The sequence below is a fragment of the Allomuricauda sp. MMSF_3307 genome, assembly GCF_030733585.1.
GTDB lineage: Bacteria > Bacteroidota > Bacteroidia > Flavobacteriales > Flavobacteriaceae > Flagellimonas.
Genome location: NZ_JASHIQ010000005.1, coordinates 83,698 through 100,960 on the forward strand (window position 1 = coordinate 83,698; position 17,263 = coordinate 100,960).

Here is a 17,263-nt window from a genome sequence, read left to right on the forward strand (position 1 = left end):
GATTTCTCGACTGCCTGCCGGCTAGGGGCGGACGCTCGAAATGACAATCATTAATATTCGTGAAATTCGTGTCAGAAAGAGAATCTTTGCTGCGCTCAAAATGACCGTTAATTTTTAATTGTTAATCGGTCATTGATCAGGGAAGTTTGAATTTGGAATGTTTTAATGCCTATCTTTGACCAAGCAATGATGGGAATGCAGTTTAAACATCCAGAAATTCTTTGGGCACTTTTTCTTCTAATCATACCCATTTTAATCCATTTATTCCAATTACGCCGCTTTACCAAAACCCCGTTTACCAATGTAGCCATGCTACAAAAGGTGGTTTCGGAATCAAGAAAGAGCAATACCCTTAAAAAATGGTTGCTACTGTTCACCCGTTTATTGTTGTTGGCGGCTATCATTTTGGCGTTTGCACAACCCTTCTCTTCTTCGAATACCGCGCTTCAGGAAAAGGAAACCGTGGTGTACTTGGATGATTCCTTTAGTATGCAGGCCAAGAACAACGGTATTTCCCTTTTGGAAAAAGCGGTTCAGGATGTTGTAAAAAATATTGACCAGGAGCGTACGTTCAGCCTTTTCACCAACGAAAGAACTTTTGCCAATGTGAAACTGTCGGATGTGCAAAATTCCTTGCTGTCCCTTCCCTACTCCTACAATCAACTGAACCTGGACGAGATTGGCCTAAAGGCCAACAGTCTTTTTTCATCAAATAACGGGACCATTAAAAACCTGATTGTACTGTCCGATTTTCAGGAAAGAATTTCCGAAGGGAACATCCAATTGGATACGACCATCAGGACCCACTTTGTACCGATGGAGCCCGAGGAGATGGGGAATATTTCCATTGATTCCGTTTTTGTGCAGGAGGGACTGAACGACCAAAAGACGTTAAAGGTTTTCTTGAGCGGGGGTACAACGGATAATCCCTTGCCCATTTCACTTTTTAATGACAATGAATTGATTGCCAAAACTGCGGCAAAATTCAATTCGGATGGCTCTGCCGAAGTGGAATTCACTATTCCTGCCAACCAAAGGCTGAACGGACGGCTGAGCATTATGGACAATGCCTTGGGGTATGACAATCGTTTTTATTTCAACATCAACGATAAGAAAAAGGTAAAGGTTTTGGCCATTAGTGAATCGGATAGCGACTATTTGGACCGTTTGTTCCGTGATGAGGAGTTCGAGTTTCAAAAATATGGATTGGCCCAATTGGATTACAGTGTACTGGATGAACAAAATGTAGTAGTGCTGGATAACTTGACTTCCATTCCCAATAGTCTTCAAAATGTTTTGCGCACCTTTAAAAATGAAGGTGGTTCGTTGATCATTGTGCCGGCAAGCACTGCCGATGTCGCATCCTATAATTCGCTTCTGTCCGCTTGGTCAGGTACACAATTGACCCAGAAAGTGGTTTCGGAAACACGATTGACGCAGATTACCTTTGACCATCCGCTGTATCGCAATGTTTTTGAACAACGGGTCACCAATTTCCAATATCCATTCGTTAAGGCCTATTATAATGTACAGACCAGTCTACCTATAGCCTTGGCTATGGACGGAGGAAATCCATTTTTGCTCGGTGACGATGGTTTTTATGTCTTTACTGTTCCATTGGAATTGGAGAACTCCAACTTCATCAATTCACCGCTGATTGTGCCAACCTTTTACAACATGGCCCAATCGAGTTTACAGCAATCCAGACCTTATCAAACCATTGGGGAGACTTCGGTAGTTGATGTCCCAGCAGAGATGGGCAACGACGAAATCTTGAAGGTTTCCAAGGAGGGGTATGAGTTTATTCCATTGCAGCAGAGCTTTCCAAACCGGGTGCGATTAACATTTGACCAAAATCCGACCGAAGATGGGATTTATGGAATCGAACAAAATCAACAACTACTACAAAATATAAGTTTCAACTATCCACGAACGGAGAGTCAACTCAAATACTTGGACCTAGGCTCATTGGAAAATGTGAACACCATGGACTCCATCCCCGAGCTGTTCGAATACCTAAAAGCGGAAAATGACATTGCTGCTTATTGGAAATGGTTTGTTATTTTAGCGTTGCTTCTGGCGCTCATCGAGGTACTCATTCAAAAATTTGTTACATGAACATTCTGCTGAAGTCTGCGAAAATTGTATGCCCAGAGAATAGGGAACTTCACTTAAAAAAACGTGATATCCTTATCAAAAAAGGGATTATCGAAAAAATTGGCGCCTCAGTGGAAGCCCCTGCGAATGTAAAAACAGTGGAGAAAGCCAATCTTCATGTTTCCTTGGGATGGTTCGATAGCAGCGTCTGCTTCGGTGAGCCGGGCTACGAGGAGCGGGAGACCATTGCAAACGGACTTTTAACGGCCAGCAAAAGCGGTTTTACCGATGTGGTGCTCAATCCCAATACCTATCCTGTGCCGGATACCAGTTCCGATGTGGTGTTCCTAAAGGAACGTAGCCTTGGAAAAGCCACTAAACTACATCCCATGGGCACTCTTACCAAGAATGCGGACGGTATCGATTTGGCAGAGTTATACGATATGAAAAATGCGGGAGCCGTGGCCTTTTATGACTTCAAAAGGCAGATTTCCAATCCCAATTTGCTCAAGATTGCCTTGTTGTACGCCCAAAACTTCGATGGTTTGGTCTATTCCTTTCCACAAGATGGGGATATCAAGGGAAAAGGAGTGGCCCACGAAGGAGAAGTTTCCACAAAACTCGGACTAAAAGGTATTCCTGCTTTGGCCGAAGAGTTACAGATTGCACGGGATTTGTTTATCCTGGAGTATGCTGGGGGAAAACTTCATATTCCCACCATATCCACAGCGGGTTCGGTAAAGCTTATCGCAGAAGCCAAGAAAAAAGGATTGGACGTGAGCTGCAGTGTGGCCATCCATAACCTGTTCTATTCCGATGAGACCTTGGTCGGATTCGATACCAATTTTAAAGTTTCACCGCCTTTACGAACAAAATCGGATAGCAAGGCATTGATCAAAGGTTTAAAAAATGGCACCATTGATTTTGTGACCTCCGATCATGTCCCCATGGATGTAGAACACAAGCGCGTGGAGTTTGACAATGCCAAAAATGGAAGTTTGGGGCTGGAATCGGCCTTCGGTGCCCTAAATACACTATTTGATTTGGATGAAACCGTAAAGTTGCTCACTAACGGCCGCTCCCGATATCAGATAGAAAGCCCAAAATTGGAAGAAGGTGCCAAAGCATGCCTTACCCTGTTCAATCCAGAAGGCGAATATGTGTTCGAGGCAAAAGATATCCTCTCTACCTCCAAAAACAGTATGTTTGTGGGCGCTTCCTTAAAGGGAAAAGTATACGGAATCATCCATAACGATTTAACTACTTTGTAATGAGCGATTCAACTCCTGGAAAAACCACTGCAATTGTGGCCTATATCACCATTATTGGCTGTTTGATTGCCATTACCATGAACATTGAACCAAAAAATAGCTTCGCGCGTTTTCATATTCGGCAAGCCTTTGGGATTCATATCCTGTTTCACGCCTTGGCCATTCTACTCACGTACTCGGGCATCGTTTATTTATCCTTTTTTGTCTATGCCTTTTATCTTTTGATTTGGATTTTTGGATTCTTACAGGTATTGAATGAAAAGACAAAACCGTTGCCATTTATCGGCCCATTCTTTCAAAAATGGTTTACCTTCATATCCTAAATCAATAGCATGTCCCCAAAATCACTATCGCTTACGCATTTGGTGCGTCCATCATCCAAGGTTTCCGGTAACATACCTGCCATTTTTATGTTTCATGGTTACGGCAGCAACGAAGAAGATCTATTTTCGTTTGCATCCGAGTTACCGGGTGAGTTAATGGTGATTTCCGTAAAGGCGCCATACGACCTGGAACCTTTTGGACATGCGTGGTATGCCATTAATTTTGATGCGGAACAAGGAAAATGGAGCGATGATGATCAAGCCAAGGAATCGAGGGAAAAAATCGTTGCTTTTATTGATGAGGCCATCAAAGCGTATGACCTTGATGCGGAAAACATTACCCTTTTAGGCTTTAGTCAGGGAACCATTTTGAGCTATGCGGTGGCCTTATCCTACCCTGAAAAAGTGAAAAATGTTGTGGCCCTCAGCGGCTACATCAATGAGCGGATTCTAGTGGATGATTATACCCAGAAGGACCATAGCAAGCTCCAATGTTATGTTTCCCATGGACAAGTGGACCAAGTTATTCCTTTGGAATGGGCGGAAAAAGCCCCAGAATTCCTAAAAAAGCTAAACATCGACACCACCTACCATGAATTCCCGGTAGGACATGGCGTTTCACAACAAAACTTTTTTTCCTTTAAAAAGTGGTTGGAGGAACGCATTTAATGCCTTTCTCAGCTAAGTGTATAAAGTAATCTTGACCCAATCTCGCAATTAATACTCCTGCGGGGCGTAAAGTAAATGCTGGGCCAAGGTGAAGTCCACACTTAGGTCGTCCTTCAACTCATATTTTATGATAAGGTCGCCCCAGTACTTACCATCGGAGAAGTCGGCCAAAATCCACTTGTGATTCAGTACTTTGATTTTGTTGATTTTAAAGTCACTTTCCATCCCTTCGTAGGGGATTAGGGGGTTGTCTCCTTTTTGTTCGTTGGTTTCCAGTAACTTATCCCGAATGTACAGCGATGGATTTTCCAAATTCAGATGGTCGTAGTACGCCAAGGCGTCATCATTGTTTTCCAAGGTAAAGTATTGCATGTCCAGCACTTTGAGGTGCATGGTCTGAAGGGAATCTTCCAATATTGTCACTTCATTTTTGAGCTGCTCAACATCGGAACTTAGGGCTTTTTGCATATTATTTCCTGTGACGTATTGAAAAAGGGCCAACAGGGCAGCAAAAACAAATAGGTATAGAAAAATTCTACTCTTCATGTATTTAAATCTTAATTTGTAGGTTATCGTAGGCCAAATGTATGTTTTCGGGCAGACTTTTTTCTACCTCGTCATGAAATCCCAACAAATGGCTAATATGCGTAAAATAGGTTTTGTCGGCGCCAACTTCCTTTGCAAAAGCAATGGCCTCATCCAGACTAAAATGGGAATGGTGCGGGTCTACACGAAGTGCGTTTACCACCAGCACCTTGGCACCTTTCATTTTCTTGATTTCCTCTTCCTCTACCCTTTTCACATCGGTCATGTATACGAACTCACCAAAACGGAAACCAAACACTTTCAAACGGTTATGGTACGCTTCAATGGGAACCACATTTAGTCCACCCAAAGGGATGTTTTTATCCTTTTCAATCGGATAGACCTGCACTGCGGGTGCCCCAGGGTATCTATCCTCATCGGCAAAAATATAATCAAACCGGCGTTTTAGGGAATCGATTACCCGTTGATGGGCATAAATGGGAATATCGCCCTGTCTAAAGAAAAAGGGGCGAATATCATCGATACCGGCAGTATGGTCTGCATGTTCGTGGGTAAACAGGATGCCGTCCAACTTATCGATGGGATTGGTGAGCATCTGCTGCCTAAAATCAGGTCCGCAATCGACCACAAAATTGTAATTCTTCCACGAAACGAGCACGGAAACGCGCAAACGTTTGTCTTTTGGATTTGTGCTTAGGCATACGGGATGTTTGCTTCCGATGATGGGAATTCCCTGTGAAGTTCCTGTACCCAAAAAAGTAACGGTCATCTTATCGTCCATTAAAACCAAAATTATAACTTATTTATTTAATAGATTGCACGAAGAGTGTAACTTTGCTGTACACATAAAATACAGGATATGCCTAGCGTACCAAGCAACGAAAATGCTTTTGAAAATATACCGTCCATAAAGGCAAAAACCCTACGCATCAACTTGAACAGGGACATTTATGGAACTTTTGCCGAGATTGGTGCGGGACAGGAAACGGCCAGGCACTTTTTTAGGGCCGGTGGAGCTTCGGGAACCATTGCAAAGGCGATGAGCGCCTATGATAAATCGTTCAGTGATGCCATTTATGGTGTGGAAGAAGATGGACGATATGTGACCCAATCGCGGTTAAAAAAAATGTTGGAATATGAGATGCAGTTGATCGAGGAACGCATCAGCCGTGAAAACAACCCCAACTATTTGTTCTTTAGTTACGCCAACACGGTGGCCACCATCGATTTTTCCAAACGTTACAAAGGTCATGGATGGGTTGGTCTGAGGTTTCAGCTGGACCCCGACCAAAAGGAATATGACGAAATCATACTGCACATCCGATTTAAACAGAACGAAGCTAGGTTACAGCAAGAAACACTAGGTATTCTTGGGGTAAACTTGATTTATGGGGCCTTTTTTAAATTTCATAAGCCCAAAAAGCTTTTGAAGTATCTCTACGATCATATTGACCATGATACTTTAGAGATTGATATGATCAACTTTACAGGTCCCAACTTTGCTGATGTCGATAACCGTTTGATGAGCCTACAGCTTATCAAGAACGATATGACGGATGCCGTAATGTTCGGTCCTGATGGGAACAACCTGTTGCCTGCGGCAGTACTGTACAAGAAAAATATCTTGGCCCTTCGTGGTAGTTTCAGGCCAGTGACCAAGGTGAATATGGACATGTTCCAGAAATCCTACGATATTTTTGTTCGGGAACAGACGGTGGAAATGGAAAACGCCATCGTGGTCTTTGAGATTACCCTGTCCAACCTAAAAGCCTCTGGTGAAATTGACGAGCAGGACTTTATGGACCGTGCGGAGCTGCTCTGCTCCCTTGGTCATACGGTTTTGATATCCAAGTTCCAGGAGTACTATAAATTGGTGGAATACTTTAATAATTACACCAAGGCCAAGATTGGTTTGACGATGGGCGTGAACAACTTGGTGGATGTTTTTGACGAAAAATATTACCGACACTTGAGCGGTGGTATCTTGGAAGCCTTTGGTAAATTGTTCTTCAAGGATTTGAAGGTATACTTGTACCCTATGAAGGATCCCGAAACAGGTCAAATTCTTACCAGCAACAACGTTAAGGTCCATCCCCGAATGAAGGAGTTGTACAAATTCTTCAAGTACAATGGTAAAGTAATGGATATTATCGATTACGACCCAGAGGTCCTTCATATTTTTTCGAGGGACGTCCTCAAAAAAATCATCAACAAGGATGAAGGTTGGGAAAAAGAACTTCCTGAAGGGATTGCCGAAATCATTAAGGAAAAGGACCTGTTCACCCGGAAGGTCCTGGAAGAGAAGGAATAAAATAAAAGAGGCGCTGATAGTAGCGCCTTTTTTATTTTAAATTGTCAGGTCGAACGTAGTCAAAACCCCTTAATTATCAATGTGTCTTAAGTTCTCGATTGCGCTCGAACTGACAGATAAACAGCTTTTTTAATTTGATACATTTTTAAAGCCTATGCCAAAATCTGTGCAGCGTGGTCTTTGGTCTTTACTTTCTCGATCACGTTTTCCACAACGCCATTACCATCCACAATAAAAGTGGTTCGGTGGATACCATCGTATTCCTTTCCCATAAACTTTTTTGGTCCCCAAACCCCAAAGGCATTGATCACCGTATGATCTTCATCCGCCAATAAAGGAAAGGGGAAATCGTACTTCTCTTTAAAGTTGGATTGTTTTTTCTCCGAATCGGCACTCACGCCCAGTAATTCGTAACCCTGTGCTTGCAGTTCCTTGTAATTGTCGCGTAGATTACAGGCTTCTGCGGTACAGCCAGGAGTATTTGCCTTGGGATAGAAAAATACGACCAGCTTTTTTCCTTTGTAATCGCTTAGATTAATTGTGTTACCGTCTTGGTCTTTTGCGGAAAAATCAGGTACTTTATCTCCTACTTTTAACATATTCATTTGCGTTGCTATTAAGTTTATTGTTTAATACTTTCGCTATCAAAGTTAAACAAATATGACCAAACAAGAAAAGGTTGATTTTGCCATCAAAACCTTGGACGAACTCTACCCCACCATACCTATTCCATTGGACCATAAAGACCCCTATACCTTGTTGATTGCCGTTTTATTGTCCGCCCAAAGTACAGATGTAAGGGTAAACCAGATTACTCCATTATTATTTGAAAAAGCGGACAACCCATTTGATATGATAAAACTCTCGGAGGAGGAAATTCGTGAGATCATCAAACCTGTAGGCCTATCCCCTATGAAATCGAAAGGGATTTATGGTCTTTCCAAAATATTGATCGAAAAATACAATGGTGAGGTCCCTCGTGATATTGCTTTATTGGAGGAACTGCCTGCGGTGGGACATAAAACAGCTAGTGTAGTGGTATCGCAAGCTTTTGGCATTCCAGCATTTCCAGTTGACACCCATATTCACCGACTCATGTACCGATGGGGCTTTAGTAATGGCAAAAATGTGGTACAGACCGAACGCGATGCCAAACGACTTTTCCCGGAAGAAATCTGGAATCGTTTGCACCTACAAATCATTTGGTATGGAAGGGAGTATTCGCCAGCTAGGGGCTGGGACTTGGAGAAGGACATTATTACCAAGACCATTGGCCGGAAATCGGTAATCAACGAATATCATAAAAACAAAAAGAGCCGCTAATTTCGGCTCTTTTCGTCAGTTTGATCCTTAAATTAATTCAATGTTACTTCAAACTGGTGCGTTTTGTAGTCAACTACATGAATCGATTTTGAAAAGCTAAGTAAGAAATCAACAGTTTTCTGACTCGCTTTTACCGTTTTTACGGATTTTTGTTCTTCAGAGTAAATGTTTTCCATATTCTAGCGTAAGTAATTGTTTCCATTATATAACGACGCTAGAATTGAATTATTGCAGGCTTCGACGTATTGCTCGATTAATTCGTTAAAACGATATTCTTTCTTTCTACGATTTTTCTCAAATTGATGAGCGCGTAACGCATTCTACCCAAGGCTGTATTGATGCTAACGTTGGTATTTTCGGATATCTCCTTAAAGCTCATATCCTTGTAAATACGCATGATGAGCACTTCCCGTTGATCGTCCGGAAGTTCATCGATTAACAAGGTCAGGTCGCTTTCGATTTGATCTTTGATGATTTGCTTCTCGGCATTCAACTTTTCATCGTGGATTACGGAAAAGATGTTGAAGTCATCGCTGCCCTCGAATTTGGGCATTCTCTTGTTCTTGCGGAAGTGGTCGATGACCAAGTTGTGCGCAATACGCATCACCCAGGGCAAAAATTTGCCTTCTTCGCTATATCGTCCTTTTTTCAAGGTTTTGATGACCTTGATAAAAGTGTCTTGGAAGATGTCCTCTGCAACATCCCTATCCAAAACTTTGCTGTAAATAAAGCTGGTGATTCGTTGGTTGTGCCTGTTAATCAGTATTTCAAGAGCCTTCTCGTCTCCGTCAATATAATTCTTTACTAAAATCGAGTCTTTAATCTGTAGCTGTTCCATACAAATTACTTTTTTTGGGTTAAAATCACAGCCCTTCCTTTACCAAGAAAGACTTTAGTTATTCAGTTTTTAATCTTTAAAAAAGTAATTATTCTGTATAGGCCTATCAGGATTTTAATTACACTTCAAATATAGATCAATAGATAGGCGATCTAAAAATCTATGTTGTGAGTTGACGATTTTTATATGTTAACTGGTGCAATATACGTATTAAGTGCAGTGTATCGTATCTTTGAAACCCTAATTTTAACAAATGGCAGTCAATATAAACGTCGATCCCAAACAAAATATTATCATAAAAGGTGCCAAACTGCACAACCTTAAAGATATTGATGTTGTTATTCCTCGTAATAAATTGGTGGTAATCACTGGTTTATCCGGTTCGGGCAAATCCAGCCTTGCTTTTGATACGCTCTATGCCGAAGGACAGCGCAGGTACGTGGAAAGCCTATCCTCCTACGCACGCCAATTTTTAGGGAAGTTGGACAAACCCAAGGTTGACTATATTAAAGGTATAGCCCCTGCCATTGCCATAGAACAAAAAGTAAATTCAACCAACCCAAGATCTACGGTTGGTACCACAACAGAGATTTATGATTATCTAAAACTATTGTATGCCCGTATCGGGAAGACCATCTCCCCCATTTCTGGCAAAGAGGTGAAAAAGCATACGGTCACCGATGTCATCAATCACATTAAAGGATTGAACGAAAGGGAGAAATTGCTGTTATTGGCTCCCATAACCATTTCAGAAGATAGGGAAACCCTCAAATCCTTGGAACTTTTCTCCAAACAAGGCTACGCACGTATAAAATATAATGGAGAAGTCATTCGAATAGATGAGGCGCCAAAGGACATTGGCAAAACTTTTCATTTGGTGGTGGACCGTATTATTGTAAAAGATGATGAGGATTTCTACAATCGATTGGCCAATGCGGTGGACAATGCCTTTTTTGAAGGTAAGGGCGAATGTGCCATCGAGAACCTTCAAACAGGAGAAATCAAAACCTTCAGTAATCAGTTTGAGTTGGATGGGATGAAGTTTTTGGAGCCCAATGTCCACTTGTTCAGTTTTAACAATCCCTACGGGGCCTGCCCCAAATGTGAGGGCTATGGTGATGTAATTGGTATTGATGAAGATTTGGTGATTCCCAACACCGCCTTATCTGTTTACGAGAATGCGGTTTTCCCGTGGCGTGGCGATAGTATGGGCTGGTACCGCGACCAATTGGTGAACGCAGCCTATAAATTTGATTTTCCTATCCACAAGCCCTGGTTTCAGCTAACGGAGGAACAAAAACAATTGGTTTGGGACGGGAACGACCATTTTACAGGAATCCATAAGTTTTTTGAGCAACTGGAGGAAAAGAGCTATAAAATCCAGAACCGGGTGATGCTATCGCGCTACCGTGGAAAAACCAGATGTTCTGTCTGTAAAGGAAAACGGCTCCGAAAAGAAGCCGACTACGTGAAAGTGGGCGGAAAATCCATTTCGGAACTTATCGAACTGCCCATCAAAGAATTGATGCCGTTTTTTCAAGAAATACAACTAAGCGAACACGATACAGCCATAGCGAGCAGATTGCTCAAGGAAATTACCACCCGTTTGGATTTCTTGGACAAGGTAGGACTGAGCTATCTGACCCTCAACCGAAAATCCAATACGCTATCCGGTGGAGAAAGTCAACGTATCAATTTGGCCACGTCGTTGGGAAGTAGTTTGGTCGGTTCCATGTATATTTTGGACGAACCCAGTATCGGCCTCCATCCCAAGGATACCGAAAATTTGATAGGTGTGCTAAAATCACTGCGAGATTTGGGGAATACCGTAATTGTGGTGGAGCACGATGAGGACATTATGCAAGCCGCCGATGAAATCATCGATATTGGTCCAGAAGCAGGTACATTGGGCGGAAAAGTGGTCGCTACGGGCAATTGGGAAAGCATCCTTACTTCAGATTCTTTAACGGCGCAATATTTGAACGGAAAGATGGAGATTCCTGTTCCAACAGAGCGCAGAACCTCAAAACATTACATTCAAATTAAAGGAGCACGGGAAAACAACCTCAAAAATATTGATGTGACCTTTCCTTTAAATATGTTGACGGTGGTCACTGGCGTATCAGGGAGCGGCAAAAGTACCTTGGTGAAAAAGATAGTTTACCCATCCATTTTAAAGGAAACAGGAGGGTATGGCGAAAAAGCAGGACAATTTACGGCCATGGAAGGCAAGTATAGCCATATCAAACATGTGGAATTTGTGGACCAAAACCCAATCGGGCGTTCATCGCGATCCAATCCCGTGACCTATATTAAGGCATACGACGATATCCGTAGCCTCTTTGCATCGCAAAAACTGAGTAAACTTCGTGGTTATCAGGCCAAACATTTTTCGTTCAATGTGGATGGGGGGCGATGTGAAAAGTGCAAGGGCGAAGGAGAAATCACTGTGGAGATGCAGTTTATGGCCGATGTGCATTTAGAGTGTGATGCCTGTGGTGGCAAACGCTTCAAAAAGGACATTTTGGAAGTCCAGTTTGAAGGCAAAAATATAGATGACATCCTGAATTTGACCATTGATGAGGCCATTGCCCACTTTTCAGACCATCAACAGGATAAAATCGTTACCAAATTGAAGCCCTTGCAAGATGTAGGGCTGGGTTATGTAGCCTTGGGGCAGTCCTCCTCTACCCTTTCCGGTGGTGAGGCCCAGCGTATCAAACTGGCTTCTTTTTTGGTAAAGGGCCATACGAAGGAAAAAGCACTTTTCATCTTTGATGAGCCCACTACGGGACTTCATTTTCATGATATCAAGAAACTGCTCAAATCCTTTGATGAGCTTATAGCCAAGGGACATTCCATTATCGTGATCGAACACAATATGGAATTGGTAAAATGTGCCGATTACATCATCGATTTGGGTCCCGAGGGAGGTGCCATGGGCGGCCATCTGGTAGTGGAAGGCACGCCAGAAGAAATTGTGGGCAACACGGATTCGTATACAGCGGGCTATCTAAAGGAGAAGCTCTAATCTTAATGGATTGATATCCAATGGTGTTATCTGGATAACTTGTAATCCGAATTTTCTTATTTGCTTTTTAATGAAGTTGCTACAAATGCCATATAGCTTCACTTCTTTGTATCTATATTCTTACAAATTAGATGCTGTAAAACGCATCCGTCAGATCAGAAGGGGCATTCGTTGATCCAAAAGGGGCATCCGTCAATTGGTGTCCTCAAAAAACTATGGTTTTCTTTCTTTTGTGCGGGAAATTGAAATACTTCCGCCCATAGTAATTAGGGTGGGTTTGAAGTTTAAAAATGTCCTACTGCTAAATCAAATCATTTTGTTCTGCATGCTCAAAAGTTCTACCCATGAAAAACCATGATTCAAAAAACCTACTTGTGTCAATAATCAAACGTAACACAATTGTTGCGGTTGCTTTAGTGCTTATGCTTGTTGCGACTGGCATACTAAGGGCTAACCGTAACTCAATCGAAAACGAACTATTTGTACCTTCCATATTACTTATAAAAACTGGTGTAGCGAGAGATGCCACTGGATCAGAAAATGGTTGTGCCATTATTGAGTACACCTTTACAGTGACCAATACCAGTACCAATGGGGAGATACTTACTGGAGTTCAGCTTACTGACCCTTCCTTGGGAGGACTTGTGGCAGGTCCAGCAGAAGGTGATGTCAATGTTATTGGCGAAATGGATCCCGGGGAAACTTGGATCTATCGGGCCAATTACGTCATTCAACCAACCGATATTGTGAATGGTTCTGTTACAAACCAGGCCAACGTGGAAGCTGATGTTCAGGGACAGCCAGGGGTAACGGTATTTGATCTTTCAGATGACGATGGAATAAATCCCAATGATGAAACTGTAACTGACCTTAGTTTTTGCCAAGGCAATATTGGACTTATAAAAACAGGTGTAGCCATTGAAGACATCGATGCTGGCCCTGGATGTAATTTTGTCCTCTACACATTTTTGGTCAGCAACGAAGGTGGGCAAGTTCTGGAGAATGTGGAACTTATTGATCCACTTATTGGGGTGGACCCAATAGCGGGTCCTATTGCTGGGGATACCAATGGTGATACTTTTTTGGACACCGACGAAGTATGGCAATATGCCGTTCTTTACAATATCACTCCCGAGGATATCAATAATGGTCAGGTAGTGAACCAAGCCGAAGTCACTGCGGATATACAAGGTTTTGGTACATCTGTTTCCGATTTATCTGATAATGATAGTTACTCCGAAGATGAAGCTACCGTGATAGAACTTACCCAATGTCAAGGTGACATTGCATTGGTCAAAACAGGGATTGCCATTGAGGATATTGATGCCGGAACTGGCTGTAACTATGTCCTTTATTCTTTCACCGTAACCAATGTAGGGGCGCAACCCCTTCAAAACGTTTCGATAGTAGACCCCTTATTAAATGGGGATATACCCACCTATCTTTCTGGCGACGACAACGATAATGATTTGTTGGATATAGATGAAAGCTGGTCATATTTCGCTATCTACGATATTACGGCATCCGACATTTTAAACGGTCAGGTAGTTAACCAAGCCGAGGTGTCCGCCCACGTGGAAGGCGAACCTCTAAACACCGTATCAGATTTATCGGATGATGATAGCATATTGGAAGACGATCCAACAATCATAAGTCTTGCCGATTGCCAAGCAAATTTTGGTATTGCCCTTATTAAAACTGGTTTTGCAGTAAATGATGTTGATGCAGGTGCAGGGTGCAATTTTGTGCTGTACACTTTTTCCGTTACCAATGTTAGCGGCGAAACCTTAGAAAATGTTACCATTACGGATCCGTTGTTGGAGGGTGTTCCTATAGATTTAGTTGCTGGTGACGACAATGATAATAGCCAAATGGAATCTGATGAAGTCTGGATATTTACCAGTGCATATCCAATCCAACCATCAGATATTGCAAACGGTTCGGTCATAAATCAAGCTGAAGTTAGTGCAACTGTATTGAACGAACCAGATATCATCCTTACTGACCTTTCTGATGACGATAGCTTGTTGGAAGATGACCCTACCGTAGTTGACTTGACCCAGTGCCAAGTACCAAATATAGGACTCATTAAAGAAGGTGTGGTTGTTGACGTCAATGAAGATGGCTGTTTAGAAAGTATTTTATACACCTTTACAGTTACCAATACCGGAAACGCAGACCTTGACGAGATTACCTTGGAAGATCCATTGTTTGGAGGCAATATTCCTGGGCCAATAAATGGAACAGACGTAAACAATGATGGTATCCTTTCTGTAAATGAATCTTGGACCTATGAGGCATTGTATGCCATTACCCAACAAGATATCGATAATGCAGCCGTAGTAAATCAAGCTACCGTAACCGGGTATACCGTTGGAAATGTCATGGTTCAAGACCTTTCGGACGATGACAACCTCTTCGAGGACGAACCCACTAGAACTCCTGTCCCTGATGATGCTTGCACAGACGGCGCAGCAATTGGACTGATCAAGCAGGGTGTATTGGTAGATAACAATGGCGACGGTTGTATAGAAAGTATTCTCTACACCTTCACCGTAACCAATACAGGAGGAATAGATTTGGACGAGGTAAACTTGGAAGATCCATTGTTCGGAGGTCCGATACCAGGACCATTGGCAGGAACAGATACGAATGATGATGGTATTCTTTCAGTTGGCGAAACCTGGACCTACGAAGCCTTACATGGCATCACGCAAGAAGATATTGACAATGCAGCCGTAATCAACCAAGCTACTGTGACTGCTGAGCCGGTAGGTTTCGACAGCCAAGTTTTTGACCTTTCCGATGACGACAGTCTTCTAGAGGATGAGCCCACTAGGACGCCTGTCCCCGATGATGCCTGTACCGATGGAACAGCAAGCATAGGATTGATCAAAGAAGGTGTTTTGATAGATGCCACTGGTGATGGTTGTATAGATAGCATTCTCTACACCTTTACTGTTACCAACAACGGAGCTTTCGACCTTGACGAAGTAAACTTGGAAGATCCACTGTTCGGAGGTCCGATACCAGGACCAGTAGATGGTACGGATGTTAATAACGACAATATCCTTTCTGTTGGCGAAACCTGGACCTACGAAGCTGTGTATGCGCTTGAACAAGAAGATATTGACAATGGTGCCGTGATTAACCAAGCCACTGTTACGGCAGAACGGATCAATTTTGAGCTTCAGGTGTTTGATTTGTCCGATGATGACAATTTACTGGAGAACGAACCTACCAGAACCCCAGTTCCAGACGACGCCTGTACCGATGGTGTGGCCAGTATCGCCATGATAAAGGAGGGAGTTCTGATTGATGTCAATGGTGACGGCTGTTTGGAAAGTATTCTCTACACTTTTACCATTACCAACAACGGTGCCTTTGACCTTGATGAGGTTATTTTGGAAGATTCCTTGTTTGATGGTGAAATTCCTGGACCTGTAGATGGTACGGATGAGAACAATGACGGTGTCCTATCGATAGGGGAGACATGGACCTATGAAGCCGTATATGCCATCACACAAAATGATATCGATAATGGGGCTGTGATCAATCAAGCCATTGTAACCGCCCAACGAATCAATTTTGACCTAGAAGTGTCGGACTTTTCAGATGATGACAATTTCTTGGAAGATAATCCCACAAGAACGCCCGTAACAGATGACACCTGTACCGAAGGAAGTGCCAGCATTGGTCTCATCAAGGAAGGAGCTTTGGCCGATATCAACGACGATGAATGCGTAGAGAGCATCTTGTACACATTTACCGTTACCAATAATGGTGGTGCAGACTTGGACACTGTGGTATTGATAGACCCTCTGATCGACGGTGAAATTAGTGGCCCAGTTAATGATACTGACATCAATAATGATGGTATACTTTCCGTAGGAGAGACTTGGACGTACCAAGCTTTGTACGCTATTACCCAACAGGATGTTGATAATGGAGCTGTCCTCAATCAAGCGACAGTAACTGCCGAACCATTGGGCTTTGACTTTGAAGTGTTTGATTTTTCCGATGATGATAGCTTTTTGGAAAATGAACCTACAGAAATTGCTGTTCCCAACGATGCTTGCACTGATGGTAGTGACGGAGGAGATGGCGGCGATGGTGACGGCCTTAATGGCATTGGCCTTATAAAGCAAGCCACGTTGTTGGACAGCAATAACGACAATTGTGTGGACACCATCGGATTCACCTTCACCGTGTTAAACGGTGGTATTGGGAATGTAGAAAATGTGGTACTCACCGATGGGTTATTGGGCGGCGTTATTTCCGGCCCTATAGAAAACAGCGATGAAAATGAAGATGGTATACTGTCGTCTGGAGAAACGTGGACCTACGAATTCGCCTATAGTCTAACGCAAACAGATATTGATGCAGGTGTATTTATTAACCAAGCTACCGTGGTCGGTGATATTGTTGGTTTTGATTTCCAACTTCAGGACCTATCCGACAATAATAGCTATACCGAGGATGATCCAACAGAAATTACCATTCCAAACAATGCGTGTTCAGATGGTGGAGCTATAGGGTTCCAGATCTTCAATGGTATTACACCCAACGGAGATGGATTTAATGATTTCTTCAGAATCTTAGGCATCGAAAACTATCCAAACAACAACTTGAAGATTTTCAATCGCTGGGGTGTTCAGGTATACGAAGTGGATGGATACGGACAAGGAAACAATCTGTTTTATGGAATTTCTGAGGGAAGGGCCACTTTGCAGCAGGATAGGGAACTCCCGAGCGGAACCTATTTCTATATCCTAACCTTTACAGGCACAGAAAATCCAGGTGAAGAAAGTTATACAGGATATCTCTATATCAACCACAATTAGGACCAAAACA

The 17,263-nt window shown here is 42.7% G+C and carries 12 protein-coding genes; 8 read left to right on the forward strand and 4 right to left on the reverse strand.

Annotated elements, in window-relative coordinates; translation table 11 throughout:
• Nucleotides 1-195 precede the first annotated feature (195 nt).
• Genes RBB12_RS12935 through RBB12_RS12950 form a run of 4 tightly spaced genes read left to right on the forward strand, consistent with a single transcriptional unit; the run spans nt 196 to nt 4,360 of the window.
• Nucleotides 196-2,118 (forward strand): BatA domain-containing protein, encoded by a 1,923-nt coding sequence (locus RBB12_RS12935; protein WP_306014040.1) that lies wholly within the window; start codon nt 196-198, stop codon nt 2,116-2,118.
• Nucleotides 2,115-3,368, forward strand: a complete 1,254-nt coding sequence (locus RBB12_RS12940) for a dihydroorotase (RefSeq protein ID WP_306014039.1) — start codon at nt 2,115-2,117, stop codon at nt 3,366-3,368. Before RBB12_RS12935 ends, RBB12_RS12940 begins: the two co-directional genes overlap by 4 nt.
• Nucleotides 3,368-3,691 carry a hypothetical protein gene (locus RBB12_RS12945; protein WP_179385550.1) on the forward strand — a complete coding sequence of 108 codons (324 nt, stop codon included), beginning with the start codon at nt 3,368-3,370 and terminating at the stop codon, nt 3,689-3,691. The genes RBB12_RS12940 and RBB12_RS12945 overlap by 1 nt, the downstream gene beginning before the upstream one ends.
• Before the next feature lie 9 nt (nt 3,692-3,700).
• The gene (locus RBB12_RS12950; RefSeq protein ID WP_306014038.1) at nt 3,701-4,360 is read left to right on the forward strand and encodes an alpha/beta hydrolase; all 660 of its coding nucleotides are present in this window, start codon (nt 3,701-3,703) and stop codon (nt 4,358-4,360) included.
• A 48-nt stretch (nt 4,361-4,408) separates the two neighbouring features.
• On the opposite strand, the gene RBB12_RS12955 is transcribed toward RBB12_RS12950, so the two are convergent.
• Nucleotides 4,409-4,906 (reverse strand): hydrolase, encoded by a 498-nt coding sequence (locus RBB12_RS12955; protein ID WP_306014036.1) that lies wholly within the window; start codon nt 4,904-4,906, stop codon nt 4,409-4,411.
• A 4-nt stretch (nt 4,907-4,910) separates the two neighbouring features.
• On the reverse strand, nt 4,911-5,675 hold the full coding sequence (locus tag RBB12_RS12960) for an MBL fold metallo-hydrolase (protein ID WP_306014148.1): 765 nt from the start codon (nt 5,673-5,675) through the stop codon (nt 4,911-4,913).
• Nucleotides 5,676-5,765: 90 nt separating this feature from the next.
• Between RBB12_RS12960 and RBB12_RS12965 the strand changes: the two genes are divergently transcribed.
• Nucleotides 5,766-7,217, forward strand: coding sequence for a TonB-dependent receptor (locus RBB12_RS12965; protein WP_179385553.1), 1,452 nt, complete (start codon nt 5,766-5,768; stop codon nt 7,215-7,217).
• A 152-nt stretch (nt 7,218-7,369) separates the two neighbouring features.
• On the opposite strand, the gene bcp is transcribed toward RBB12_RS12965, so the two are convergent.
• Complete coding sequence (gene bcp, locus RBB12_RS12970) at nt 7,370-7,822, reverse strand: thioredoxin-dependent thiol peroxidase (protein ID WP_179385554.1); 453 nt, start codon at nt 7,820-7,822, stop codon at nt 7,370-7,372.
• Nucleotides 7,823-7,877: 55 nt separating this feature from the next.
• Between bcp and nth the strand changes: the two genes are divergently transcribed.
• Nucleotides 7,878-8,540: an endonuclease III gene (gene nth / locus RBB12_RS12975; RefSeq protein WP_306014035.1), complete on the forward strand. Its 663-nt coding sequence runs from the start codon at nt 7,878-7,880 to the stop codon at nt 8,538-8,540.
• 253 nt (nt 8,541-8,793) lie between these two features.
• On the opposite strand, the gene RBB12_RS12980 is transcribed toward nth, so the two are convergent.
• Nucleotides 8,794-9,378, reverse strand: a complete 585-nt coding sequence (locus tag RBB12_RS12980; RefSeq protein WP_014034330.1) for an RNA polymerase sigma factor — start codon at nt 9,376-9,378, stop codon at nt 8,794-8,796.
• A gap of 253 nt (nt 9,379-9,631) precedes the next feature.
• On the opposite strand from RBB12_RS12980, the gene uvrA reads away from it, so the two are divergent.
• Both uvrA and RBB12_RS12990 read left to right on the forward strand, forming a co-directional pair.
• On the forward strand, nt 9,632-12,409 hold the full coding sequence (uvrA, locus tag RBB12_RS12985) for an excinuclease ABC subunit UvrA (protein ID WP_306014034.1): 2,778 nt from the start codon (nt 9,632-9,634) through the stop codon (nt 12,407-12,409).
• A 374-nt stretch (nt 12,410-12,783) separates the two neighbouring features.
• The gene (locus RBB12_RS12990) at nt 12,784-17,253 is read left to right on the forward strand and encodes a gliding motility-associated C-terminal domain-containing protein (protein WP_306014033.1); all 4,470 of its coding nucleotides are present in this window, start codon (nt 12,784-12,786) and stop codon (nt 17,251-17,253) included.
• Nucleotides 17,254-17,263: the final 10 nt, after the last annotated feature.

What these genes read in the sequence shown, in the direction of transcription:
- RBB12_RS12935 (WP_306014040.1), top strand. Translation starts at nt 196, where the DNA reads ATGCAGTTTAAACATCCAGAAATTCTTTGGGCACTTTTTCTTCTAATC.
- RBB12_RS12955 (WP_306014036.1), bottom strand. Translation starts at nt 4,906, where the DNA reads ATGAAGAGTAGAATTTTTCTATACCTATTTGTTTTTGCTGCCCTGTTG.
- RBB12_RS12950 (WP_306014038.1), top strand. Translation starts at nt 3,701, where the DNA reads ATGTCCCCAAAATCACTATCGCTTACGCATTTGGTGCGTCCATCATCC.
- RBB12_RS12965 (WP_179385553.1), top strand. Translation starts at nt 5,766, where the DNA reads ATGCCTAGCGTACCAAGCAACGAAAATGCTTTTGAAAATATACCGTCC.
- RBB12_RS12945 (WP_179385550.1), top strand. Translation starts at nt 3,368, where the DNA reads ATGAGCGATTCAACTCCTGGAAAAACCACTGCAATTGTGGCCTATATC.
- RBB12_RS12940 (WP_306014039.1), top strand. Translation starts at nt 2,115, where the DNA reads ATGAACATTCTGCTGAAGTCTGCGAAAATTGTATGCCCAGAGAATAGG.
- bcp (WP_179385554.1), bottom strand. Translation starts at nt 7,822, where the DNA reads ATGAATATGTTAAAAGTAGGAGATAAAGTACCTGATTTTTCCGCAAAA.
- RBB12_RS12980 (WP_014034330.1), bottom strand. Translation starts at nt 9,378, where the DNA reads ATGGAACAGCTACAGATTAAAGACTCGATTTTAGTAAAGAATTATATT.
- nth (WP_306014035.1), top strand. Translation starts at nt 7,878, where the DNA reads ATGACCAAACAAGAAAAGGTTGATTTTGCCATCAAAACCTTGGACGAA.
- RBB12_RS12960 (WP_306014148.1), bottom strand. Translation starts at nt 5,675, where the DNA reads ATGACCGTTACTTTTTTGGGTACAGGAACTTCACAGGGAATTCCCATC.
- uvrA (WP_306014034.1), top strand. Translation starts at nt 9,632, where the DNA reads ATGGCAGTCAATATAAACGTCGATCCCAAACAAAATATTATCATAAAA.